Source organism: Streptomyces sp. NPDC000345 (genome assembly GCF_042898825.1).
In the GTDB taxonomy this organism is placed as follows: domain Bacteria; phylum Actinomycetota; class Actinomycetes; order Streptomycetales; family Streptomycetaceae; genus Streptomyces.
The window spans coordinates 1-20,238 of record NZ_JBIAZE010000018.1 but is presented as its reverse complement, the minus strand read 5'-3'; the positions used below and the strand labels follow the sequence as shown (position 1 = coordinate 20,238).

Here is a 20,238-nt window from a genome sequence, read left to right as displayed (position 1 = left end):
GAAAGCTTCGCTGCTGCCGCACCCTAGAGACACCCTCCGACAGGTGGCAACCCCTTGAACACAGGCAATCCAAGGGTCTGTCCAAGAGCGGGAAACCAAAGGACTCGACGGAGGCTGCGAAACATTCGGAGTGAACGGCGAACATTACGGAGCGGGCGGGTGGCAGTCACCCGGCGGCCGGACGCCACCCGTCGACGCATGACGCCCTGCGCCTCCAGCCCCTGACCAGTCTTAACGGAAGCTTGACGCCGTCCGGCCCCGCAGCCGTGGGCCCCTGCGTCACGCTCCGCTTACGCTGATTCCGCCGTCCGCCGGAAGGCCGAAACCGCACGCTGCGCCGCACCCCAGGAGCACCCCGCATGGCCACGACCGAGCACCCTCCCCCCAGTCGCCTGCGCGCCTGGATGCTGGAGGGTCTGGCCGACATGGGCAAGGGTCATGACCAGCCGGCGCCGTCCGCCGAGCCGGAGGCCGGACCCGGGCACCGGGGTCAGCGCTGGTACCGCGTGATGTGCCTGACCGGTGTCGACTACTTCTCCACCCTCGGCTACCAGCCGGGCATCGCCGCCCTCGCGGCCGGCCTGCTCTCCCCCGTCGCGACCGTCGTGCTCGTCGTGGTCACCCTGGCCGGCGCCCTGCCGGTCTACCGGCGCGTGGCCGAGGAGAGCCCGCACGGCGAGGGCTCGATCGCGATGCTGGAACGGCTGCTGTCCTTCTGGAAGGGCAAGCTGTTCGTCCTGACCCTGCTGGGCTTCGCCGCCACCGACTTCCTGATCACCATCACGCTCTCGGCTGCCGACGCCTCGACCCACCTGGTCGAGAACCCGCATCTGGAAAGCGCCCTGCAGGGCCGGCAGATGATCATCACCCTCGTGCTGATCGCCCTGCTCGGCGCGGTGTTCCTCAAGGGCTTCCTGGAGGCCATCGGCGTCGCGGTCGCCCTGGTGGTCACCTATCTCGGCCTGAACGTCGTGGTCGTACTGGTCGGCCTGTGGCACGTGTTCACCGAGGGCCACGTGGTCACCGACTGGTCGAGCGCCCTGACCGCCGAGCACGGCAACGTCTTCGCGATGATCGGCGTGTCCCTGCTGGTCTTCCCCAAACTGGCGCTGGGCCTGTCCGGCTTCGAGACCGGCGTCGCCGTCATGCCCCACGTCCAGGGCGATCCGGACGACACCGAGGAGCGCCCCACGGGCCGCATCCGGGGCACCAAGAAGCTGCTCACGGCCGCCGCGCTGATCATGAGCGTCTTCCTGATCGCCACCAGTTTCATCACCACCTGGCTGATCCCGGAGAAGGAGTTCGAGTCCGGCGGCCAGGCCAACGGCCGCGCGCTCGCCTACCTGGCCCACGAGTACCTGGGCAACGCCTTCGGCACGTTCTACGACGTCTCGACCATCGCCATCCTCTGGTTCGCCGGCGCCTCCGCCATGGCCGGGCTGCTCAACCTGATGCCCCGCTACCTCCCCCGGTACGGCATGGCCCCGCACTGGGCGCGGGCGGTGCGCCCGATGGTCATCGTCTTCACCCTGGTCGCCTTCCTGGTCACCTGGATCTTCGACGCCGACGTCGACGCCCAGGGCGGCGCCTACGCGACCGGCGTCCTGGTGCTGATGTCCTCGGCCGCCATCGCGGTGACCATCGCCGCCCGCCGGGCCCGGCAGCGCGGCTGGACCATCGGCTTCGCCACCGTCTCGGCGGTCCTGCTCTACGTCACCGGCGCGAACGTCGTCGAGCGGCCCGACGGTGTGAAGATCGGCGCCTGTTTCATCGCCGGCATCATCCTCGTCTCCCTCCTGTCCCGGCTGGCCCGTGCCTTCGAGCTGCGCGTGACCAGCGTGACGCTGGACCCCATGGCGGAACGTTTCGTCCGGGACATGTCCAGCCGCAAGATACGGTTCATCGCCAACGAACCCGACCAGCGCGACCAGCGCGAGTACCGCGACAAGATCGAGCAGATCCGCGAGGACAACGACATCCCCGGCGAGGACTTCGTCTTCGTCGAGGTCACGGTCCTCGACCCCTCCGAGTTCGAGGCCGGCCTGACCGTGCGCGGCGAGGTCCTGCACCACCGCTACCGCGTCCTGACCCTGGAGTCCTCCTCCATCCCGAACGCCCTGGCCGCCCTGCTGCTGCACACCCGTGACACCACCGGCTGCACGCCGCACATCTACTTCGAATGGACCGAGGGCAACCCCTTCGCCAACTTCCTGCGCTTCTTCCTCTTCGGGCAGGGCGAGGTCGCCCCGGTCACCCGCGAGGTCCTGCGCGAGGCCGAGCCGGACCGCGCCCGCCGTCCCCGCGTCCACACCGGCTGAGGGCCGCGGGGCCGGCCGCACGATCGCCCGGCCGGCCCTCGCTGCGCCGGGGAACGCCCTGGCGGGCCGTACACCTCGCTCCCGGCCCTATCGTGAGCCGCATGCAGAGCTACACAATCGGCCAGGCGGCACGGCTGCTCGGCGTGAGCCCCGACACCGCGCGCCGCTGGGCGGACGCCGGCCGGGTGGCGACCCACCGCGACGAGGCGGGACGGCGTCTGATCGACGGCAAGGACCTCGCCGCGTTCTCCGTGGAACTCGCCCGGTCCGACGGTGCGGACGAGGAACCCCCGTACACCTCGGCCCGCAACGCCTTCCCCGGCATCGTCACCGCGATCAAGCTCGGCGATGTCGCCGCCCAGGTGGAGATCCAGGCCGGCCCGCACCGCCTGGTCTCCCTGCTCACCCGGGAGGCCGTCGAGGAACTGGGCCTGGAGGTCGGCATGGAGGCCACCGCCCGGGTGAAGTCGACAAACGTCCATATCGACCGCGTCTGAACCGTCACGGTCCACGCCCCGGCACGAACGCACATGCAGGGCATCGGAGGCCTCCTCCTCGGATTATGCGAAGCCACAGGAGACTTCTGTCTCGCATATGCGGCATCATCATCACACTGGGCCGTTCGAGGGGCCGCTGAGACCGAGGAGCACACCGTGATGACCCGTACCCAGGGCCGCAGCCGCCGCGCCTGCCGGGTGACCGGCGCGGGAGCCGCCGCGCTGCTGGCCCTGAGCGCCTGCTCCTCCGACGGCTCCGGTGACACGAAGGCCGCTTCCGGCTCCTCCCCGGCCTCCACCCGGCTCTCCGGCACGGTCACGGTCTTCGCGGCGGCCTCGCTCAAGGAGAGCTTCACGGCACTGGGCGAGGAGTTCGAGAAGGCGCACCCCGGCACGAAGGTCACCTTCAACTTCGGCGGCAGCGACACTCTGGCGGCGAGCATCACCAGTGGTGCCCCGGCCGACGTGTTCGCCTCCGCCAGCCCCAGGACCATGGCGATCGTGACGGACGCGAAGGACAACGCCACCGAACCGGTCACCTTCGTCCGCAACCAGCTGGAGATCGCCACCCTGCCCGGCAACCCCGACAAGGTCGCCTCCCTGAAGGACCTCACCCGCTCCGGCCTGAAGGTCGTGCTGTGCGACAAGGAGGTGCCGTGCGGCGCCGCCGCGCAGAAGGCGCTCCAGGCGAGCGGTCTCCGGCTCACGCCCGTCTCCTACGAGCAGGACGTCAAGGCCGCCCTGACCAAGGTCGAGCTGAAGGAGGCGGACGCCGCGGTCGTGTACAGGACGGATGTGCGCGCGGCCGGTGACAAGGTGGAGGGCGTGGAGTTCCCCGAGTCCGCCGACGCCGTCAACGACTACCCGATCGCCCTGCTCGAGGACGCGCCGAACGCCGGGGCCGCCAAGGCGTTCATCGCCCTGGTGCGGTCCGCGGAAGGTCAGCGGGTGCTGACCGGGGCCGGGTTCCTGAAGCCGTGACGTCTCCCGCCACGACCGGCGCCGCGGACACCCCGGAGGGCGGCCCGCGGCGCCGCCGCGCCCGCGGGGGCGGCTTGCGCAGGGGCGGCGGTGCCCTCCGTGGGGGCCGTGTCCCGCTCCCCCTGCTCCTCCCGGCCCTCCTCGGGCTCGCCTTCCTCCTCGTCCCCCTCGTCGCCCTCCTCGTACGGGCCCCCTGGCACACCCTGCCCGAGCAGCTGACCAGCGCCGAGGTCTGGCAGGCCCTGCGGCTGTCGCTGGTGTGCGCCACGGCGGCGACCGCGGTGAGCCTGGTCGTCGGGGTGCCGCTGGCCTGGCTCCTGGCCCGCACGGACTTCCCCGGCCGCGGCCTGGTCCGCGCCCTGGTGACCCTCCCCCTCGTCCTGCCCCCGGTCGTCGGCGGTGTGGCGCTGCTGCTCGCCCTCGGCCGCAACGGCGTCGTCGGCCAGTGGCTGGACTCCTGGTTCGGCGTCACCCTCCCCTTCACCACGGCCGGCGTGGTGGTCGCGGAGACGTTCGTGGCGATGCCGTTCCTGGTCATCAGCGTCGAGGGCACCCTCCGGGCGGCCGACCCGCGCTACGAGGAGGCCGCCGCCACCCTCGGCGCCTCCCGGTTCACCGCCTTCCGCCGGGTCACCCTCCCCCTGATCGCGCCGGGCATCGCGGCCGGCGCCGTCCTGGCCTGGGCCCGCGCGCTCGGCGAGTTCGGCGCGACCATCACCTTCGCCGGGAACTTCCCGGGCCGTACCCAGACCATGCCGCTGGCCGTGTACCTGGCCCTGCAGAGCGACCCAGAGGCCGCCATCGCCCTCAGCCTGGTCCTGCTGGCCGTCTCGATCGCCGTCCTCGCCGGTCTGCGGGACCGCTGGATGACGGCGTCATGAGCACCCCGCGCGAGGATGCCCGCATGCCCGAGGCCGGACCCGGCCAGGGCCTCGACGCCCGCCTCGTCGTCGACCGGGGCCCCTTCCGGCTCGATGTCGCCCTGACCGCCGCCCCCGGCGACGTCGTGGCCCTCCTCGGCCCCAACGGCGCCGGCAAGACCACCGCCCTGCGCGCCCTGGCCGGCCTCCTCCCGCTCGACGGCGGCCACCTGCGCCTGGACGGCAGGGCCCTGGAACGTACGCCGCCGGAGGCCCGACCGGTCGGTGTCGTCTTCCAGGACTACCTCCTCTTCCCTCACCTCACCGCCCTGGACAACGTGGCCTTCGGGCCCCGCTGCCGCGGCGCCGCCAAGGCGGAGGCCCGCGCCCAGGCCGCGGAGTGGCTGGCGCGGATGGGTCTCGCCGAACACGCCCGTACCAGGCCCCGCCGCCTCTCCGGCGGCCAGGCCCAGCGCGTCGCCCTCGCCCGCGCCCTGGCCACCCGCCCCCGGCTGCTGCTCCTCGACGAACCCCTCGCCGCCCTGGACGCGCGCACCCGCCTGGAGGTGCGCGCTCAGCTGCGCCGCCATCTGGCGGGCTTCGAGGCGGTCGCCGTCCTCGTCACGCACGACCCGCTCGACGCCATGGTCCTGGCGGACCGTCTCGTCGTGGTCGAGGACGGCCGGGTCGTCCAGGAGGGCACCCCGTCCGACATCGCCCGTCACCCGCGTACGGACTACATCGCCCAGCTGGTCGGCCTGAACCTCTACCGCGGCCTCGCCGACGGTCACACGGTCCGCCTCGACGCCGGCCCGACGATCACCACCACGGACGTCCTGTCCGGCCCCGTCTTCGTCGCGTTCCCGCCGAGCGCGGTCACCCTCCACCGGGACCGCCCCGTCGGTGCCAGCGCACGCAACCTCTGGCCCTGCGAGGTCACCGGCCTGGAGACCCACGGCGACCAGATCCGCGCCGCCCTCACCGGCGCGCTCCCCCTCGCCGCCGACCTCACCGCCGTCGCCGCCGCCGAACTCGATCTGCATCCGGGCGCCCCTGTCTGGGCGACGGTCAAGGCGGCACAGACTCACGCATACCCGGCATAGCACACCCGGGGTCATACCGTTGCTGCCCATGACCCTGAGCATCCGCAACCAGCTCCCCGGCACCGTCACCGCCGTCCATCCCGGCGAGATCATGGCCACCGTCAAGATCCGTCTGGACGGCGGCCAGGACCTCACCGCGGCCATCACGCTGGAGGCCGTGGACGAGCTCGCCCTCGCCGCCGGCACCGCCGTCCGCGCGCTGGTGAAGTCCACGGAGGTCTCCGTCGCCGGCACCCGGGTCGAGGGGCTCTCGATCCGCAACCAGCTCTTCGGCACGGTCACCGGACTCACGCTCGGTGAGGTCATGACGATGGTGAAGATCACCGTGGACGGGGGCGAACTCACCGCCGCGATCACCAAGGACGCGGCTGTTGACCTCGGCCTCTTCGTGGGCTCCGACGTCATCGCGCTGGTCAAGTCCACCGACGTGGCCCTCATGACGGCCTGACCCGCCGAAGGCCGAGTGCCCCGCCCGAGCTGGGCGGAGCACTCGGCCTTCGGCTTTCGCTCAGTCCTCGTACGCGTCCAGCGGCGGGCACGAGCAGACCAGGTTGCGGTCCCCGAAGGCCTGGTCGATCCGGCGCACCGGCGGCCAGTACTTGTCGGCGGCGGACACCCCGGCCGGGAAGACCGCCTCCTCGCGCGTGTACGCGTGGTCCCACTCGGCACCGAGCGCGGCGGCGGTGTGCGGGGCGTTGCTCAGCGGGTTGTCCTCGGCCGGCCACTCACCCGAGCCGACCTTCTCGATCTCCGCGCGAATCGCGATCATCGCCTCGCAGAACCGGTCCAGCTCGAGGAGGTCCTCGGACTCGGTCGGCTCGATCATCAGGGTTCCGGCCACCGGGAACGACATCGTCGGCGCGTGGAAGCCGTAGTCGATGAGACGCTTCGCGACGTCGTCGACGCTCACCCCGGTCGCCTTGGTCAGCGGCCGCAGGTCGATGATGCACTCGTGCGCGACCAGCCCGCCGGGGCCGGTGTACAGCACCGGGTAGTGCGGCTCGAGCCGCTTGGCGATGTAGTTGGCGCTGAGCACGGCCACCTGCGTGGCCCGCTTGAGCCCCTCGCCGCCCATGAGCCGGACGTAGGCCCAGGAGATCGGCAGGATCCCCGCGGAACCCCACGGTGCGGCCGAGATCGGCCCCACGCCGGTCTCGGGCCCGGCGGCGGGCTGCATCGGGTGGTTCGGCAGGTACGGCGCGAGGTGCGACCGCACCGCCACCGGCCCGACGCCCGGGCCGCCGCCACCGTGCGGGATGCAGAACGTCTTGTGCAGGTTCAGATGGGACACGTCACCGCCGAAGTGGCCCGGCTTGGCGAGCCCGACGAGCGCGTTGAGGTTGGCGCCGTCGACGTACACCTGCCCACCCGCCTCGTGCACCTGCGCGCAGATGTCGGCGACGTGCTCCTCGAACACCCCGTGCGTCGACGGGTACGTGATCATCAGCACCGCCAGCTCGTCCCGGTGCTGCTCGATCTTCGTCCGCAGGTCCTGGACGTCGATCTCGCCGTCCTCGGCGGTCTTCACGACGACGACCTTCATCCCGGCCATCACGGCGCTCGCCGCGTTCGTCCCGTGCGCGGAGGACGGGATCAGACACACGGTCCGCTGCTCGTCCCCGTTGGCCCGGTGGTAACCGCGGACGGCCAGCAGCCCGGCCAGCTCGCCCTGCGAACCGGCGTTGGGCTGCAGCGACACCTTGTCGTACCCGGTGACCTCGGCGAGCCGCTCCTCCAGCTCCCGGATGAGCGTGAGGTAGCCCTCCGCCTGCCCGGCGGGCGCGAAGGGGTGCAGCTGCCCGAACTCGGGCCAGGTGACCGGCTCCATCTCGGTGGTCGCGTTGAGCTTCATGGTGCAGGAGCCCAGCGGGATCATGCCCCGGTCCAGCGCGTAGTCCCGGTCGGCGAGCCGGCGCAGATAGCGCAGCATCGCGGTCTCGGACCGGTGCTGGTGGAACACGGGGTGGGTGAGGATCGCGTCGGAGCGCAGCAGCCCGGCCGGCAGCGTCTCCTCGGTGACCGCGTCGAGCGCCTCGATGTCCCCGGTGACCCCGAAGGCGGCCCATACGGCGGCCACCTGGCCCCGCGCCGTGGTCTCGTCGCACGCGATCGACACCTGGTCGGCGTCGACGAGGTGCAGGTTGACCCCGTGGTCCCGTGCGGCGGCGACGACCTCCGCGGCCTTGCCGGGCACCCGCACGGTCAGCGTGTCGAAGTAGGAGCCGTGCACGACCTCGACCCCGCCGGCCGCGAGGCCGGCGGCCAGGATCGAGGCGTACCGATGCGTCCGCCGCGCGATCGCCCGCAGTCCGTCGGGCCCGTGGTACACGGCGTACATGCCGGCCATCACCGCGAGCAGCACCTGCGCCGTGCAGATGTTGCTGGTGGCCTTCTCTCGCCGGATGTGCTGCTCACGCGTCTGCAGCGCGAGCCGGTAGGCCTTGTGGCCGTCCGCGTCCACGGACACACCCACGAGCCGCCCGGGCAGGCTGCGCGCGAACTTCTCGTGCACCGCCATGTAGCCGGCGTGGGGACCGCCGAAGCCCATCGGCACACCGAACCGCTGCGTCGTCCCGACCGCGATGTCCGCCCCCAGCTCACCGGGCGACTTCAGCAGCGTCAGCGCGAGCAGGTCGGCGGCGACGGTGACGAGCGCCCCGAGCCCGTGCGCCTGGTCGATCACGGCCTTGATGTCGCGTACGGCACCGGAGGCGCCCGGGTACTGCAGCAGCACGCCGTTGATCTCACGCGCGGCGAGGTCGGCCGGGATGCCCTCGGCGAGGTCGGCGACCACGACCTCCACGCCCGCCGGCTCGGCGCGGGTCTCGATCACGGCGACGGTCTGCGGCAGCACGTCCGCGTCGACCAGGAAGAGGCCCTTCTTGTTCTTCCCCATCCGCCGGGACAGCGCCATCGCCTCGGCCGCTGCCGTGCCCTCGTCGAGCAGGGAGGCACCGGAGGTCGGCAGCCCGGTGAGGTCGGCGACCATGGTCTGGAAGTTCAGCAGGGCTTCGAGGCGCCCCTGCGAGATCTCCGGCTGGTAGGGGGTGTAGGCCGTGTACCAGGCCGGGTTCTCCATGACGTTGCGCAGGATGACCGGCGGCGTGAACGTGCCGTAGTAGCCGAGTCCGATCATGGAGTCGAGGACCTGGTTGCGGTCGGCCAGCGAGCGCAGCTCCGCCAGGACCTCGGCCTCGGTGCGCGCGGACGGCAGGTCCAGCGCGTCGGCGTTCTTGATCACGTCCGGGACCGCGGCGGCGGTGAGCTCGTCGAGCGAGCCGTAACCGACCTGCGCGAGCATCTTGGCCCGCGCCTCCTGGTCGGGCCCTATGTGGCGCTGCTCGAAGGGGATGCCCTGTTCGAGCTCGGAGAGCGGAATGCGATCGGCGGTCATTTCTGAGGCCTCCTGGTCTGACGCGACCTTCGAGGGGCACCACGACGCGGGTACCCGGACGGCCTCCCCCTCTGTCATCTCAACCTGAGAGCTTCACCGACCGCCACGGGGGCAGCCGGTTTTCACCGTCGGTGAGGACGGAGGCCGTCGACGCCGTCGACATCCGCCCTGCTTTCCAGAGTGACCTCGTCCGCGCGGTACGTGGGCCTGAGAGATTCCGGGGAGGATTTGCTCCTTCGGCGCCTCCGGTGATCTCCGGAGGACTCTCCCGCACGGGGTCAGCAGCCGTTGCCAGACTACCAGCGAGGTCAACGGGACCTCCTCGAGTGGCCGCCCGTCCCGATGTGTTCTTTTGTAGTGCTTACGGATGAGTTGCGACCAAGTGGAGGGCCCGTGCAGACCGACATCGATCCGCGCAACCTGATCGGCCGCAAGGCGTTCGACCGCAATGGGACCAGGATCGGCACCGTCGACGAGGTCTACCTGGACGACGCCACCGGTGTGCCGGAGTGGGCGGCCATACGGACCGGCCTGTTCTCCCGGGACGCCTTCGTCCCCCTGGAGCCCAGCGAACTGGTCGACGGCGCCCTGCGCGTCCCCTTCGACCGGGCCCTGATCAAGGACGCCCCCGACTTCGGCGTGGGCCGGCACCTCTCCCCGGAACAGGAACTCCAGCTCTACCACCACTACGGCCTCGACGTGGCCGCGCCTCCCGCCTTCCCGGACCACGACTTCGGCAGGCTCGCGGGCACGGACGAGAGCTGAGCGGCGCTCACCCGGTGGTCCCGGATCCCACCGTCCGGTCAGGGGAGGGCGAGCCATCCGGGAGGGGCGAGCACGGAGCCCCGTCCTCCTCAGGTCTTCGCCGCACCAGCGGCAGTGGTTCCGCCGGAGCCAGCAGCGGGTCGTCCACACGGAAAGTCCGTACGCGCCCCGGCGCCGACTCCGGCGTCTCGAACCGCACGGTGACGCGGCCCAGGCCGCTGCCCTGCACCCATCCGTGCCCCAGCTCGGCGTGGACCACGTCATGTCCGGGGCGCCACCGGTGCTCGACCGGCACCGGCTCCTCGCCGGCGGGCTCCTCGGGAACCACCTCCTCGGCCCCGACGCCCCGCTCCTCCTCCGCCGCCTGCGCGAACAGGTCCTCCTGCGTGAAGTCCGCCAGACCGCTGACGCCGACCCCGAGCAGCCGTACCCCACCCGTGGTGTCGACGGACTCCAGCAGCCGGGCGGCGGCCTCCCGCACCACCGCCGGATCGTCCGTGGGCCCGCGCAGGGTCTCGGACCGGGTGAGCGTGGAGAAGTCGTAGCGCCGCACCTTCAGCACGATCGTCCGCCCGGACAGGCCCGAGCCCCGCAGTCTGCGCACACACCGCTCCGCAAGCCGCCGCACCTCCAGCTCCACCCGCGTGCGGTCGTGGATGTCCACGTCGTACGTGTCCTCCACCGACACCGACTTGGCCTCCCGCTCCGCCACCACGGGCCGGTCGTCCCGCGCCAGCGCCATCGCGTACAGCCCGTGCCCGTGCGCCTTGCCCACCAGGCGCACCAGCTCGTCCTCGCCGGCCTCGGCGAGTTCGTCGACCGTGGTGATGCCGGCCCGCCGCAGGTGGTCTCCGGTGGCCGGGCCGACGCCGGGCAGCGTCCGCACCGACATGGGCCCGAGCAGGGCCCGCTCGGTTCCCGGTTCGACGAGCACCAGGCCGTCGGGCTTGGCCTCCTCGGAGGCGATCTTCGCCAGCATCTTCGAGGCGGCCAGCCCCACCGACCCCGTGAGGCCGGTGACGGCCCGGATGTCCGCCCGCAACCGGACCCCGGCCAGCCGCGCCGACTCGCTGTCCCAGGCCGCTCCCCCGGCCTCCAGGTCCACGAACGCCTCATCGAGGCTCAGCGGCTCCACCAGCGGTGACAACGCCCGCAGCAAGGCCATCACCTGGTCGCTGATCGACCGGTAGAACGTGAAGCGCGGCACCAGGTACGCCGCGTTCGGTGCCAGCCGGCGCGCCTGGGCCGTCGGCATCGCCGAGTGCACCCCGAAGGCCCGCGCCTCGTACGAGGCGGTGGCCACCACCCCGCGCGGCCCCAGACCGCCCACGACCACGGCTTTCCCCCGCAGACTCGGCTTGGACGCCTGCTCCGCCTGGGCGTAGAAGGCATCCATGTCGAGATGCAGGATCGTGGGCGCGTTTCTCACATCTCCGATGCTGCACCACGCCACTGACAACGGCCCCGCGCAGCCGTCCTCCGCCGGGAGGTGCCTCAGACCGCCCGGTTGCGCCTGCGGGCCAGCTCGTCCGCCGGGTTCGGCCCGACGAGCGTCTCACCGGTGTCGACCCGTTCACCGTGCAGCTGCGACAGCGCGCTCTCCACGTCACGCCAGACCACGCCCACGGCGATCCCGAAGACGCCCTGGCCGCCCTGGAGCAGCGCGTGGACCTCGTCCGGCGAGGTGCACTCGTAGACCGTCGCGCCGTCGCTCATCAGCGTCATGCGCTCCAGGTCACGGAAGCCGCGCTCCCGCAGGTGCTGGACGGCGGTACGGATGTTCTGGAGGGAGACCCCGGTGTCGAGGAACCGCTTGACGATCTTCAGGACGACGACGTCCCGGAAGCTGTACAGCCGCTGCGTACCCGACCCGTACGCGGGCCGCACGCTGGGCTCGACGAGACCCGTACGGGCCCAGTAGTCGAGTTGCCGGTAGGTGATGCCGGCGGCCGCGCAGGCCGTCGGTCCGCGGTAGCCGATCTGCTCGGACGCCATGGACGTCGCCCCTCCGCTGCTCGGCACGGCCGCGGGTCGCTGCGGAGCGTGGTCGGCCGCACTGCCCTGATGGGGGTATCCCCTGCTCGGGCGTAGCCGAGAGCTTGGGGGAGGGTACGGACCGCTCCCCCCGACACCGAGTCCGGGGGCACCCCCAGCCGTACCGTCGCCGCTGCTTCTCACGCCGACCTCCGTCCTTGACCTGCCCTCTCGACGGTAGGCAGTCACCAGGGGTGCGTCAACGATCGCCACACTCGCCACGCCGGGTGATAATCACCCTAAGAGTGGTTTCCCGCACCCCACCGCGGGGAAAGGCTAGCCGAATGCGCTCCGCACGGGGCGTAGGACGCTCTCACTCGCCGTCGGCACGTGCCGGAAACAGGGCGGCCGTCCTCGTGCCGAGGGCCTGCCGCCGAAGCCGCGGCTACTGGTTGCTGGTGCCGAAGTCCTCGGGCGAGATCTGGTCGAGGAACTCGCGGAACTTCTCCACCTCGTCCTCCTGCTCGTCCGGGATCGCGATGCCCGCGTCGTCGAGGACCGTGTCGCTGCCGAAGATCGGCGTCCCGGTGCGCAGCGCCAGCGCTATGGCGTCGGACGGGCGTGCGCTCACCTCGACACCGCTGGCGAAGACCAGCTCCGCGTAGAAGACACCCTCCCGGAGATCCGTGATGCGCACTTCGGTGAGCTCCTGGCCGACGGCTTCCAGCACGTCCTTGAACAGGTCATGGGTCAGCGGTCGCGCGGGGGCCATGCCCTGCTGGGCGAAGGCGATCGCCGTCGCCTCCCCCGGTCCGATCCAGATGGGGAGGTAACGGTCGCCTCCCACTTCACGCAGCAGCACGATCGGTTGGTTGGAGGGCATTTCGACCCGGACACCTACGACATCGAGCTCGTTCACACAGCAACCCTAGGCCGTGCCCGGGACGTTTGGGTAGTCGGGCCGGGAACGGGTGACCGATCCGCCAGGGCGAAACGGGCGTCTCAGGGCAGCCGGACCCCGAGCGCGGTCTGCACGAGCGCCGCGTGGAGCCGGACCGTGAGCCCCGCCAGCTCCTTCGTACGGGCCTCCGCGTGGGCCCTGGTCTGCGGGTTGCGGTGACGCCTGAGCGGGGCCACCACCTGGTCCACCAGCCCGGCCTCACGGTCGGCCGCGGCCTTCATCACCCGCAGATGGCGGGGTTCGATCCCGAAGCGCCCCAGCTCGGCGACGACCGAGGCCACCGTGGCGGCCTCCGCGTCGTAGACGCCGTTCTCCAGCGGGACGAGGAGCCCGTAGGACTCCCACTCCGCCAGCTCGGACTCGTCGATCCCGGCGGCCGCCAGCAGCTCGGCCCGCCCGATCCGGGCCGCCGTGGGCCCCTCTGCGGGCTCCGGGGCGGCCTCCCCGTCCCGCTGCCGGCCCACGCTCGGCAACGGCAGGGCCTCGCCCCGCTCCATGGCGTCCAGGTGCTCCCTGATCACCTTGAGCGGCAGATAGTGGTCCCGCTGCATCCTCAGTACGTGGCCGAGGCGCTCGACGTCCTCCGCGCTGAACTTGCGGTACCCCGAGGGGGTCCGCTGCGGCTCGATCAGGCCCTCCGCCTCCAGGAAACGGATCTTGGAGACGGTGACCTCGGGGAACTCGTCGCGCAGCGCGGTCAGCACGGTGCCGATGCTCATCAGACCACCGTCCGCGGCGGCGGTGCCGTTCCCGGCACCGCCCCTCGGTGTTTGAAGCATGGACCTTCCCTCTGTTCCCCCCGGACGGACTCCGGGGGAGGGTCAGTAGCCCCGCTGGCTCGCGTAGAAGACCAGCCGGTACTTGCCGATCTGCACCTCGTCACCGTTCGACAGAGCGACCTCGTCGATCCGCTCGCGGTTGACGTACGTGCCGTTCAGACTGCCGACGTCCGCGACCTTGAACGTGCCGTCCGGGTTGCGACGGAACTCCACATGGCGACGCGACACCGTCACGTCGTCCAGGAAGATGTCGCTCTGCGGGTGACGCCCGGCCGTGGTCAGGTCGCCGTCCAGCAGGAAGCGGCTGCCCGAGTTCGGACCGCGGCGCACGACCAGCAGCGCGGAGCCCAACGGCAGCGCGTCGACCGCGGCCTGCGCCTCCGGGGAGAGCGCCGGCAGCTGGGTCTGGCCGGTGGCCTCGGAGTCGTAGGCCTCGAGACCGGAGATGGAGATGGTGGAGGTCGTCTCCGACGCGCGCTCGGGCGTCAGACCGGGGCGCAGCGGGGCGCCGCAGTTGGAGCAGAAGCGGCTGTTCTCCGCGTTGCGGTTACCGCACCTCGTACACACCAGGGCCGACATGGGAGAAAACCCTCCACCCGTACTTGAGGTTGACGGTTGGCCGAAACCTATGCCGCCGGACTGGGCGGGGTCAACAGACGCCGCGCCCTGACCTCCGGAAATGTCACCGCCCGGACCACCGACCTGGTCCCGGAACAGCGGCCGCTGGCCCTCAGCGTCGGGCTGTGCGCGATGGCGGGCGGTCGCGTTGTCGCCACCCTCTCGCGCGCTCTTGCCGAACAACTTCGCAAACAACTTCACGGGCGATTCCCCTTGACCGAAACAGACCCGCCCGTGGGGCAGGACGAACCCTGACTGAATACACCGGCCGACCCGGACACCTTCACAACGTCCGTATCCACCAGACAGTTTCCACCACGCACCACCGGATCGGTGCGCCGACCCCCCGCATCCTCATGCCCCTGCCGGTTGTCCCCCATGCGCCCCCGGTTCACCGGGAGGACGACCGAGCGTAGTCAGGCTGCTTCGCTGCTCGCAAGGCGTCCACAACGATCTTGTCCGACCGCTCCACGGTCACGGTGGCCTGCTCCTTCTCGAGAGTCTGCACCACGCCTCCAGGGATGTTCAGCGCCGGTTCGAGGTCCTGCGGGTTGCCGATGACCTTGAAACGAAACGGCGCGTTGATCTTGTTCCCGTCGACGCTCACGCTGTCGTCCGAATCCGTCAGGTAGGTGCCGGCCACGACCCGCACGTCATTGACCTGGATCGCCTCGGCGCCGGCGGCGCGCAGTTCCTGGATCGCGTCGAGCAGCATGTCCGCCTCGACCGTCCCCTTCGTGTCCTCGATCGTCATCGTGATGCCCGGCCCCTGCGCGGCCACCGTGCCCGCCAGAATGCCGAGTTGCTTCTCCTTCTCGACCGTCTGCTTGCGGGCCTCCTCCGCCTGGTCGGAGCTGTTCTCCAGTTCCTCCCGCTGCTTCTCGAGGCCCTGCTTCTCGTCCTCAAGACGCTGACTTCGGTCATCGAGTTCATCGAGGATGCGGACAAGATCCTCCTGGCGCGCCCCCCGCAGCGCGTTTCCGCTGTCGCTGTTGGAGGCGACCTGGACGGCCAGGCCGAAGCCGAGACCGAACAGCAGCAGGGCGACGATGAGTTGGGCCCGGGTGACGCGCGGCGGCCACAGCCCCTTCACCAGGCGCTGCCGGCCGGTCAGCGCCGGCTCGGCGGCGTCCTCGGGCTGCTCCTTCGCGGAGGGGGGCGCCGGGACCTCCTCGGGCAGTTCCTTGCGCAGCCTGTTCTCGGCCGCCTCGTCCGGGCTGCTCATCGGCCTCACGCCCGGAAGACGTGCCGGCGGATCGCCGCGGCGTTGGAGAAGATCCGGATGCCGAGGACGACCACGACACCGGTGGACAGCTGGGCACCCACACCCAACTTGTCGCCCAGGAACACGATCAGCGCGGCCACGACCACGTTCGACAGGAACGACACGACGAAGACCTTGTCGTCGAAGATGCCGTCGAGCATGGCCCGCAGACCGCCGAACACGGCGTCCAGCGCCGCCACGACGGCGATCGGCAGATAAGGCTCGACGACCGCCGGAACCTCAGGCCGGACCAACAGGCCGGCCACGACTCCCACGACGAGGCCCAGTACGGCGATCACGATGTGCCCTTCTCCGTTCTCGGCTGTGCAGTACGTACGATCACACTCGGTGCGGCGGGCAGCCGGACGTCGTCCTCCACGGAGATGGCCGTCCGGATGCCGTAGTTCTCCTGCAGCACGTTCAGATAGACGCCGTCGGCGCTGTTCTGGAACCGGCTGCTGAGGTTCTTCCCGTCCCCCACCGCGAGCACCGTGTACGGCGGCACCAGCGGCTTGTTGTCGACCAGTATCGCGTCACCCGCGGCCCTGATCGCCGACAGGGCCGTCAGCCGCTGCCCGTTGATCGAGACGGCCTCGGCACCCGAAGCCCACAGTCCGTTGACCACCTTCTGCATGTCACGGTCACGGACCCGCCCGGTGTCCGAGAACCCGGAGGTCTCCCGAGGGTCGCCGTCGCCGCCCGTGGTGGCTTCCTTGGCGTCGTTCACGACGAGCTTGATCCCGGGCCCGTGCACCTCCACGGCCCCCGACAGAACGCTCACCAGGTCCGCCTGCCCGCTGCCGCCGCTCTTCTCGAGCGCCTCCCGCTGCCGCGCGCTCACGTCGTCGCGCAGCTTGTCGACCGTGCTCTCCAGGTCGTCGGCCGCCCTCGTCTCACTGTCGATGCGGTCGATCAGCTCCTCGCGCTCCTTGGCGACGACCGGGGCCGCGATACGCGCCTGTGCCGCGCCGACGGTCACCACGAGGGCCGCGAGCACCAGACCGGCGGCGAGACCCAGCTTCGCCCGCAGGGTCTTGGGCAGGCCGCCGGTGCCCTCGGACTGCTTCCGCGCGGCGGCCTCGGCGTAGCCGTCGTCGAGGCTGTGGTCCATGACGTTGGTGAGCAGCGACATGGACGCGTCCGGGCGCGTCGCGCGCGCGGGTGTGCTCCGAACGGGGGGCTGCTGCGGCATGCCGCACATCGTCGCATGTCGCGACCACTACCTCCGAATGGCCCCACCGGCGTGCCGGACAGGCCCCCTTGGGGACACTTGTCCGGCACGCGCGTGTGGTGCGCGGATCAGCGCCCCGCGCTGTCCACGACCGACGACCACTCGTCCAGCAGGGCCTGCGCGGAGGCGTCGTCGGGCCCCTCCGCCCACAGATGGGTGACGGCCTCGGCCGGGTCGGGCAGCACCATCACCCAACGCCCGTCCGTCTCGACCACCCGCACCCCGTCGGTGGTGTCCACGAAGCGGTCTCCGGCCGCCTCGACGACCCGCCGCATCACCAGCCCCTTGACGGCCCACGGAGTCGCCAGATCCCGCTTCAGGACGTGCGCCCGCGGAATCCGCGCGTCGATCTGGCTCAGCGTGAGCTGCGTCCGCGCCACCAGCCCGATCAGCCGCACGAAGGCCGCCGTACCGTCGAAGACACTGCTGAACTCCGGGACGATGAACCCGCCCTTGCCGTCCCCGCCGAAGATGGTCGACTCGTCCCGCCCGACCCGGGTCAGGTCGTCGGGCGAGGTCGTCGTCCACTCGACCTGCGTCCCGTGATAGGCGGCCACCTGCTCGGCGATCCTCGTCGTGGTCACCGGGAGCGCCACCCGCCCGCTGCGCCGCTCCGCGGCCACCAGGTCGAGCAGCACCAGCAGTGCCCGGTCGTCCTCGATGATGCGGCCCTTCTCGTCGACGAGGGAGAGCCGCTCGCCCACGGGATCGAACCGCACTCCGAACGCCGCCCGCGACGAGGCCACGATCTCCCCGAGCCGCACGAGACCCGAGCGCCGCTGATCACCGGTCTCCGTGGGCCTGGACTCGTTGAGACCGGGATTGATGGTCAGCGAGTCCACGCCCAGCTTCCCGAGCAGACTCGGCAGCACCAGTCCCGCACTGCCGTTCGAGGCATCGACGACGACCTTCAGCCCGGACTCGGCGATCCCGGTCGTGTCCACGTTCCGCAGCAGCGATCCCGTGTACGAGTCGAACACGCTGGCCGGGAAGTGCAGGTCCCCGATCTCTCCCGGGAAGGCCCGCCGGTACTCCTGCCGCGCGAACACCCGGTCCAGCTTCCGCTGGCTGCCCTGCGACAGATCGGCGCCCTGGCTGTCGAAGAACATGATGTCCACCGAGTCCGGAACCCCGGGCGAGGTCCGGATCATGATCCCGCCGGCCGACCCACGCGCCGTCTGCTGCCGCGCCACGGGCAGCGGCACGTTCTCCAGGTCCCGTACGTCGATGGCGCTGGCCTGCAGCGCGGAGATGACCGCCCGCTTCAGCGCCCGGGCGCCACGGGAGTGGTCGCGGGCCGTGGTGACCGTGGAGCCCTTCTTGAGCGTCGTCGCATAGGCGCCGGCGAGACGCACCGCCAGCTCCGGCGTGATCTCGACGTTCAGGATTCCGGACACTCCGCGGGCGCCGAAGAGATGCGCCTGCCCGCGGGACTCCCAGATCACCGAGGTGTTGACGAACGCGCCGGCCTCGATGGTCTTGAACGGGTAGACCCGCACATTGCCCTGCACGATCGATTCTTCACCGATCAGGCATTCGTCGCCGATGACGGCGCCGTCCTCGATCCGGGCGGCGCGCATGATGTCGGTGTTCTTCCCGACGACACAGCCCCGCAGATTGCTGTGCTGCCCGACGTACACGTTGTCGTGCACGACGGCCTTGTGCAGGAAGGCCCCGCTCTTCACCACGACATTGGAACCGACGACGGTGTGCTCACGGATTTCCGCGCCGGCCTCGACCTTCGCGTAGTCGCCGATGAACAGCGGCCCGCGCAGAACGGCGTCGGGATGCACTTCGGCACCTTCCGCCACCCATACGCCCGGGGAGATCTCGAAGCCGTCGATCTCCACGTCGACCTTGCCCTCGAGCACGTCGGCCTGGGCCTTCACATAGCTCTCGTGCGTGCCGACGTCCTCCCAGTAGCCCTCGGCGATGAAGCCGTAGATCGGCTTCCCCTCCTTCATCAGCTGCGGGAAGACATCGCCGGACCAGTCGACGGGCACATCGGCCTCGACATAGTCGAAGACCTCCGGCTCCATGACGTAGATGCCCGTGTTCACGGTGTCCGAGAAGACCTGGCCCCAGGTCGGCTTCTCGAGGAACCGCTCGACCTTGCCCTCTTCGTCGACGATGGTGATGCCGAACTCCAGCGGATTGGGCACACGCGTCAGACAGACGGTGACGAGCGCACCCTTTTCCTTGTGGAAGTTGATCAGCTCGGTGAGGTCGAAGTCCGTCAGGGCATCGCCGGAGATGACGAGGAAGGCGTCGTCCTTCAGCGCTTCCTCTGCGTTCTTGACGCTTCCCGCGGTGCCGAGTGGCTTCTCCTCATTGGCATAGCTGAGCTCCATACCGAGCTCTTCACCGTCACCGAAGTAGTTCTTGACCAATGAGGCCAGGAACTGCACGGTCACGACGGTCTCATTGAGCCCATGCCTTTTGAGCAGCCTCAGTACGTGCTCCATGATCGGCCGGTTGACCACCGGCAGGAGCGGCTTGGGCATGCTCGAGGTCATGGGGCGAAGGCGCGTGCCTTCGCCTCCGGCCATCACAACGGCCTTCATGTCGGAAGCGTCCTCCTAAAAGAGACGACGGTCTAGCCGACTTTCCCCATCCAGATTGTCCCGCACTTTTCCGCAACGGGCCATCGAGCCACCACTGCTGTCACCAATCGGCGAGGTCAGTCGGCCATGGCGTCCGCACGAACCAGGCGGCGGACCTGCACCACGTAGAGGACTCCTGCCCACCAGTACAGGGTTGTACCCCATCCTGCGAACGCCCATCCGAAAATAGCAGCGAGTGACGCGAGCCATCCACTTCCGTCACTGAGCAGGAGCAGCGGGAACGCGTACATCAGGTTGAAGGTGGCCGCCTTGCCCAGGTAGTTCACCTGGGGCGGCGGATAGCCGTGCTGCCTGAGGATGCCCACCATGACCAGCAGAAGCAGTTCCCGCGCAAGAAGTACGGCCGTCAACCAGAGAGGCAGAATCTCCCGCCAGGTGAGGCCGACCAGGGTCGAGAGGATGTAGAGGCGGTCCGCAGCGGGGTCCAGGAGCCGGCCGAGGCTGCTGATCTGGTTCCAGCGCCGCGCGAGCTTGCCGTCCAGGTAGTCGCTGACGCCGCTCAGAGCCAGCACCAGAAGCGCCCAGCCGTCGCTCTGCGGGCCCCCGAACTCGGGCCTGAGGATCAGCCACAGGAAGAGGGGCACGCCGAGGAGACGCGCCATGCTGAGGATGTTCGGGATGGTGAGGACCCGGTCCGTCTGAACACGGGTCTCCTGGACTGCCACCCGGGGGCCTCCAGTAGAAAATGAGCCAACGATGCTCCCTGACCCTACCTCAACGCAAAAAAGCTCTGGCTCCTGGGCTGCATGCCCAAGAGCCAGAGCTCTAAAAGGAGTTCGGCGGTGTCCTACTCTCCCACAGGGTCCCCCCTGCAGTACCATCGGCGCTGTAAGGCTTAGCTTCCGGGTTCGGAATGTAACCGGGCGTTT

17 protein-coding genes, 1 rRNA gene, 1 pseudogene and 1 riboswitch are annotated in these 20,238 nt (G+C 70.4%); of the genes and pseudogenes, 7 read left to right on the top strand and 12 right to left on the bottom strand.

Going from position 1 to position 20,238, the window contains the following annotated elements; genetic code table 11:
• The first annotated feature begins 359 nt into the window (after positions 1–359).
• The 6 genes from ACFY30_RS32760 (at position 360) to ACFY30_RS32735 (ending at position 6,207) form a co-directional block, all read left to right on the top strand.
• The gene (locus tag ACFY30_RS32760) at positions 360–2,318 is read left to right on the top strand and encodes an amino acid transporter (protein WP_390848769.1); all 1,959 of its coding nucleotides are present in this window, start codon (positions 360–362) and stop codon (positions 2,316–2,318) included.
• Positions 2,319–2,419: 101 nt separating this feature from the next.
• A complete protein-coding gene (locus ACFY30_RS32755) occupies positions 2,420–2,815 on the top strand; it encodes a molybdopterin-binding protein (RefSeq protein WP_390657162.1) in 396 nt (131 codons plus the stop codon).
• 159 nt (positions 2,816–2,974) lie between these two features.
• Complete coding sequence (modA, locus tag ACFY30_RS32750) at positions 2,975–3,796, top strand: molybdate ABC transporter substrate-binding protein (RefSeq protein ID WP_390848768.1); 822 nt, start codon at positions 2,975–2,977, stop codon at positions 3,794–3,796.
• Positions 3,793–4,677, top strand: a complete 885-nt coding sequence (locus ACFY30_RS32745) for an ABC transporter permease (RefSeq protein ID WP_390848767.1) — start codon at positions 3,793–3,795, stop codon at positions 4,675–4,677. Before modA ends, ACFY30_RS32745 begins: the two co-directional genes overlap by 4 nt.
• A complete protein-coding gene (locus ACFY30_RS32740; RefSeq protein ID WP_390848766.1) occupies positions 4,674–5,759 on the top strand; it encodes an ABC transporter ATP-binding protein in 1,086 nt (361 codons plus the stop codon). The genes ACFY30_RS32745 and ACFY30_RS32740 overlap by 4 nt, the downstream gene beginning before the upstream one ends.
• 28 nt (positions 5,760–5,787) lie before the next feature.
• Positions 5,788–6,207 carry a molybdopterin-binding protein gene (locus ACFY30_RS32735; RefSeq protein WP_390848765.1) on the top strand — a complete coding sequence of 140 codons (420 nt, stop codon included), beginning with the start codon at positions 5,788–5,790 and terminating at the stop codon, positions 6,205–6,207.
• A gap of 60 nt (positions 6,208–6,267) precedes the next feature.
• Here ACFY30_RS32735 and gcvP read toward each other — a convergent pair whose 3' ends face one another.
• Entirely contained in the window at positions 6,268–9,153 is a 2,886-nt protein-coding gene (gcvP, locus tag ACFY30_RS32730; protein ID WP_390848764.1) for an aminomethyl-transferring glycine dehydrogenase, read from the bottom strand.
• A 185-nt stretch (positions 9,154–9,338) separates the two neighbouring features.
• A riboswitch (glycine riboswitch) is annotated at positions 9,339–9,434 on the bottom strand.
• Between the two features lie 112 nt (positions 9,435–9,546).
• Between gcvP and ACFY30_RS32725 the strand changes: the two genes are divergently transcribed.
• Positions 9,547–9,918, top strand: coding sequence for a PRC-barrel domain-containing protein (locus ACFY30_RS32725; protein ID WP_390657156.1), 372 nt, complete (start codon positions 9,547–9,549; stop codon positions 9,916–9,918).
• On the opposite strand, the pseudogene ACFY30_RS32720 reads toward ACFY30_RS32725, so the two are convergent.
• From ACFY30_RS32720 to rrf, 11 genes and pseudogenes are all read right to left on the bottom strand, one after another.
• A pseudogene (locus ACFY30_RS32720) lies at positions 9,840–11,347 on the bottom strand (DNA polymerase IV). The gene ACFY30_RS32725 and the pseudogene ACFY30_RS32720 sit on opposite strands and share 79 nt — an antisense overlap.
• Before the next feature lie 65 nt (positions 11,348–11,412).
• The gene (locus tag ACFY30_RS32715; protein WP_390657154.1) at positions 11,413–12,096 is read right to left on the bottom strand and encodes a MerR family transcriptional regulator; all 684 of its coding nucleotides are present in this window, start codon (positions 12,094–12,096) and stop codon (positions 11,413–11,415) included.
• 241 nt (positions 12,097–12,337) lie between these two features.
• Positions 12,338–12,811, bottom strand: coding sequence for a bifunctional nuclease family protein (locus tag ACFY30_RS32710; protein ID WP_055634823.1), 474 nt, complete (start codon positions 12,809–12,811; stop codon positions 12,338–12,340).
• An 83-nt stretch (positions 12,812–12,894) separates the two neighbouring features.
• The gene (locus tag ACFY30_RS32705) at positions 12,895–13,632 is read right to left on the bottom strand and encodes a MerR family transcriptional regulator (RefSeq protein WP_390848762.1); all 738 of its coding nucleotides are present in this window, start codon (positions 13,630–13,632) and stop codon (positions 12,895–12,897) included.
• Between the two features lie 42 nt (positions 13,633–13,674).
• Positions 13,675–14,559 carry an FHA domain-containing protein gene (locus ACFY30_RS32700; RefSeq protein ID WP_390657874.1) on the bottom strand — a complete coding sequence of 295 codons (885 nt, stop codon included), beginning with the start codon at positions 14,557–14,559 and terminating at the stop codon, positions 13,675–13,677.
• An 82-nt stretch (positions 14,560–14,641) separates the two neighbouring features.
• A complete protein-coding gene (locus ACFY30_RS32695) occupies positions 14,642–15,475 on the bottom strand; it encodes a DUF881 domain-containing protein (RefSeq protein WP_390848761.1) in 834 nt (277 codons plus the stop codon).
• A gap of 5 nt (positions 15,476–15,480) precedes the next feature.
• Positions 15,481–15,813 (bottom strand): small basic family protein, encoded by a 333-nt coding sequence (locus ACFY30_RS32690; RefSeq protein WP_003988855.1) that lies wholly within the window; start codon positions 15,811–15,813, stop codon positions 15,481–15,483.
• Positions 15,810–16,715 carry a DUF881 domain-containing protein gene (locus ACFY30_RS32685; RefSeq protein WP_390848760.1) on the bottom strand — a complete coding sequence of 302 codons (906 nt, stop codon included), beginning with the start codon at positions 16,713–16,715 and terminating at the stop codon, positions 15,810–15,812. Before ACFY30_RS32685 ends, ACFY30_RS32690 begins: the two co-directional genes overlap by 4 nt.
• A gap of 98 nt (positions 16,716–16,813) precedes the next feature.
• Positions 16,814–19,309 carry a sugar phosphate nucleotidyltransferase gene (locus tag ACFY30_RS32680; protein ID WP_390657150.1) on the bottom strand — a complete coding sequence of 832 codons (2,496 nt, stop codon included), beginning with the start codon at positions 19,307–19,309 and terminating at the stop codon, positions 16,814–16,816.
• A gap of 116 nt (positions 19,310–19,425) precedes the next feature.
• Positions 19,426–20,034 carry a CDP-alcohol phosphatidyltransferase family protein gene (locus tag ACFY30_RS32675; protein ID WP_390848759.1) on the bottom strand — a complete coding sequence of 203 codons (609 nt, stop codon included), beginning with the start codon at positions 20,032–20,034 and terminating at the stop codon, positions 19,426–19,428.
• Positions 20,035–20,143: 109 nt separating this feature from the next.
• Positions 20,144–20,238 (bottom strand): 5S ribosomal RNA (gene rrf, locus ACFY30_RS32670); the annotation flags it as partial.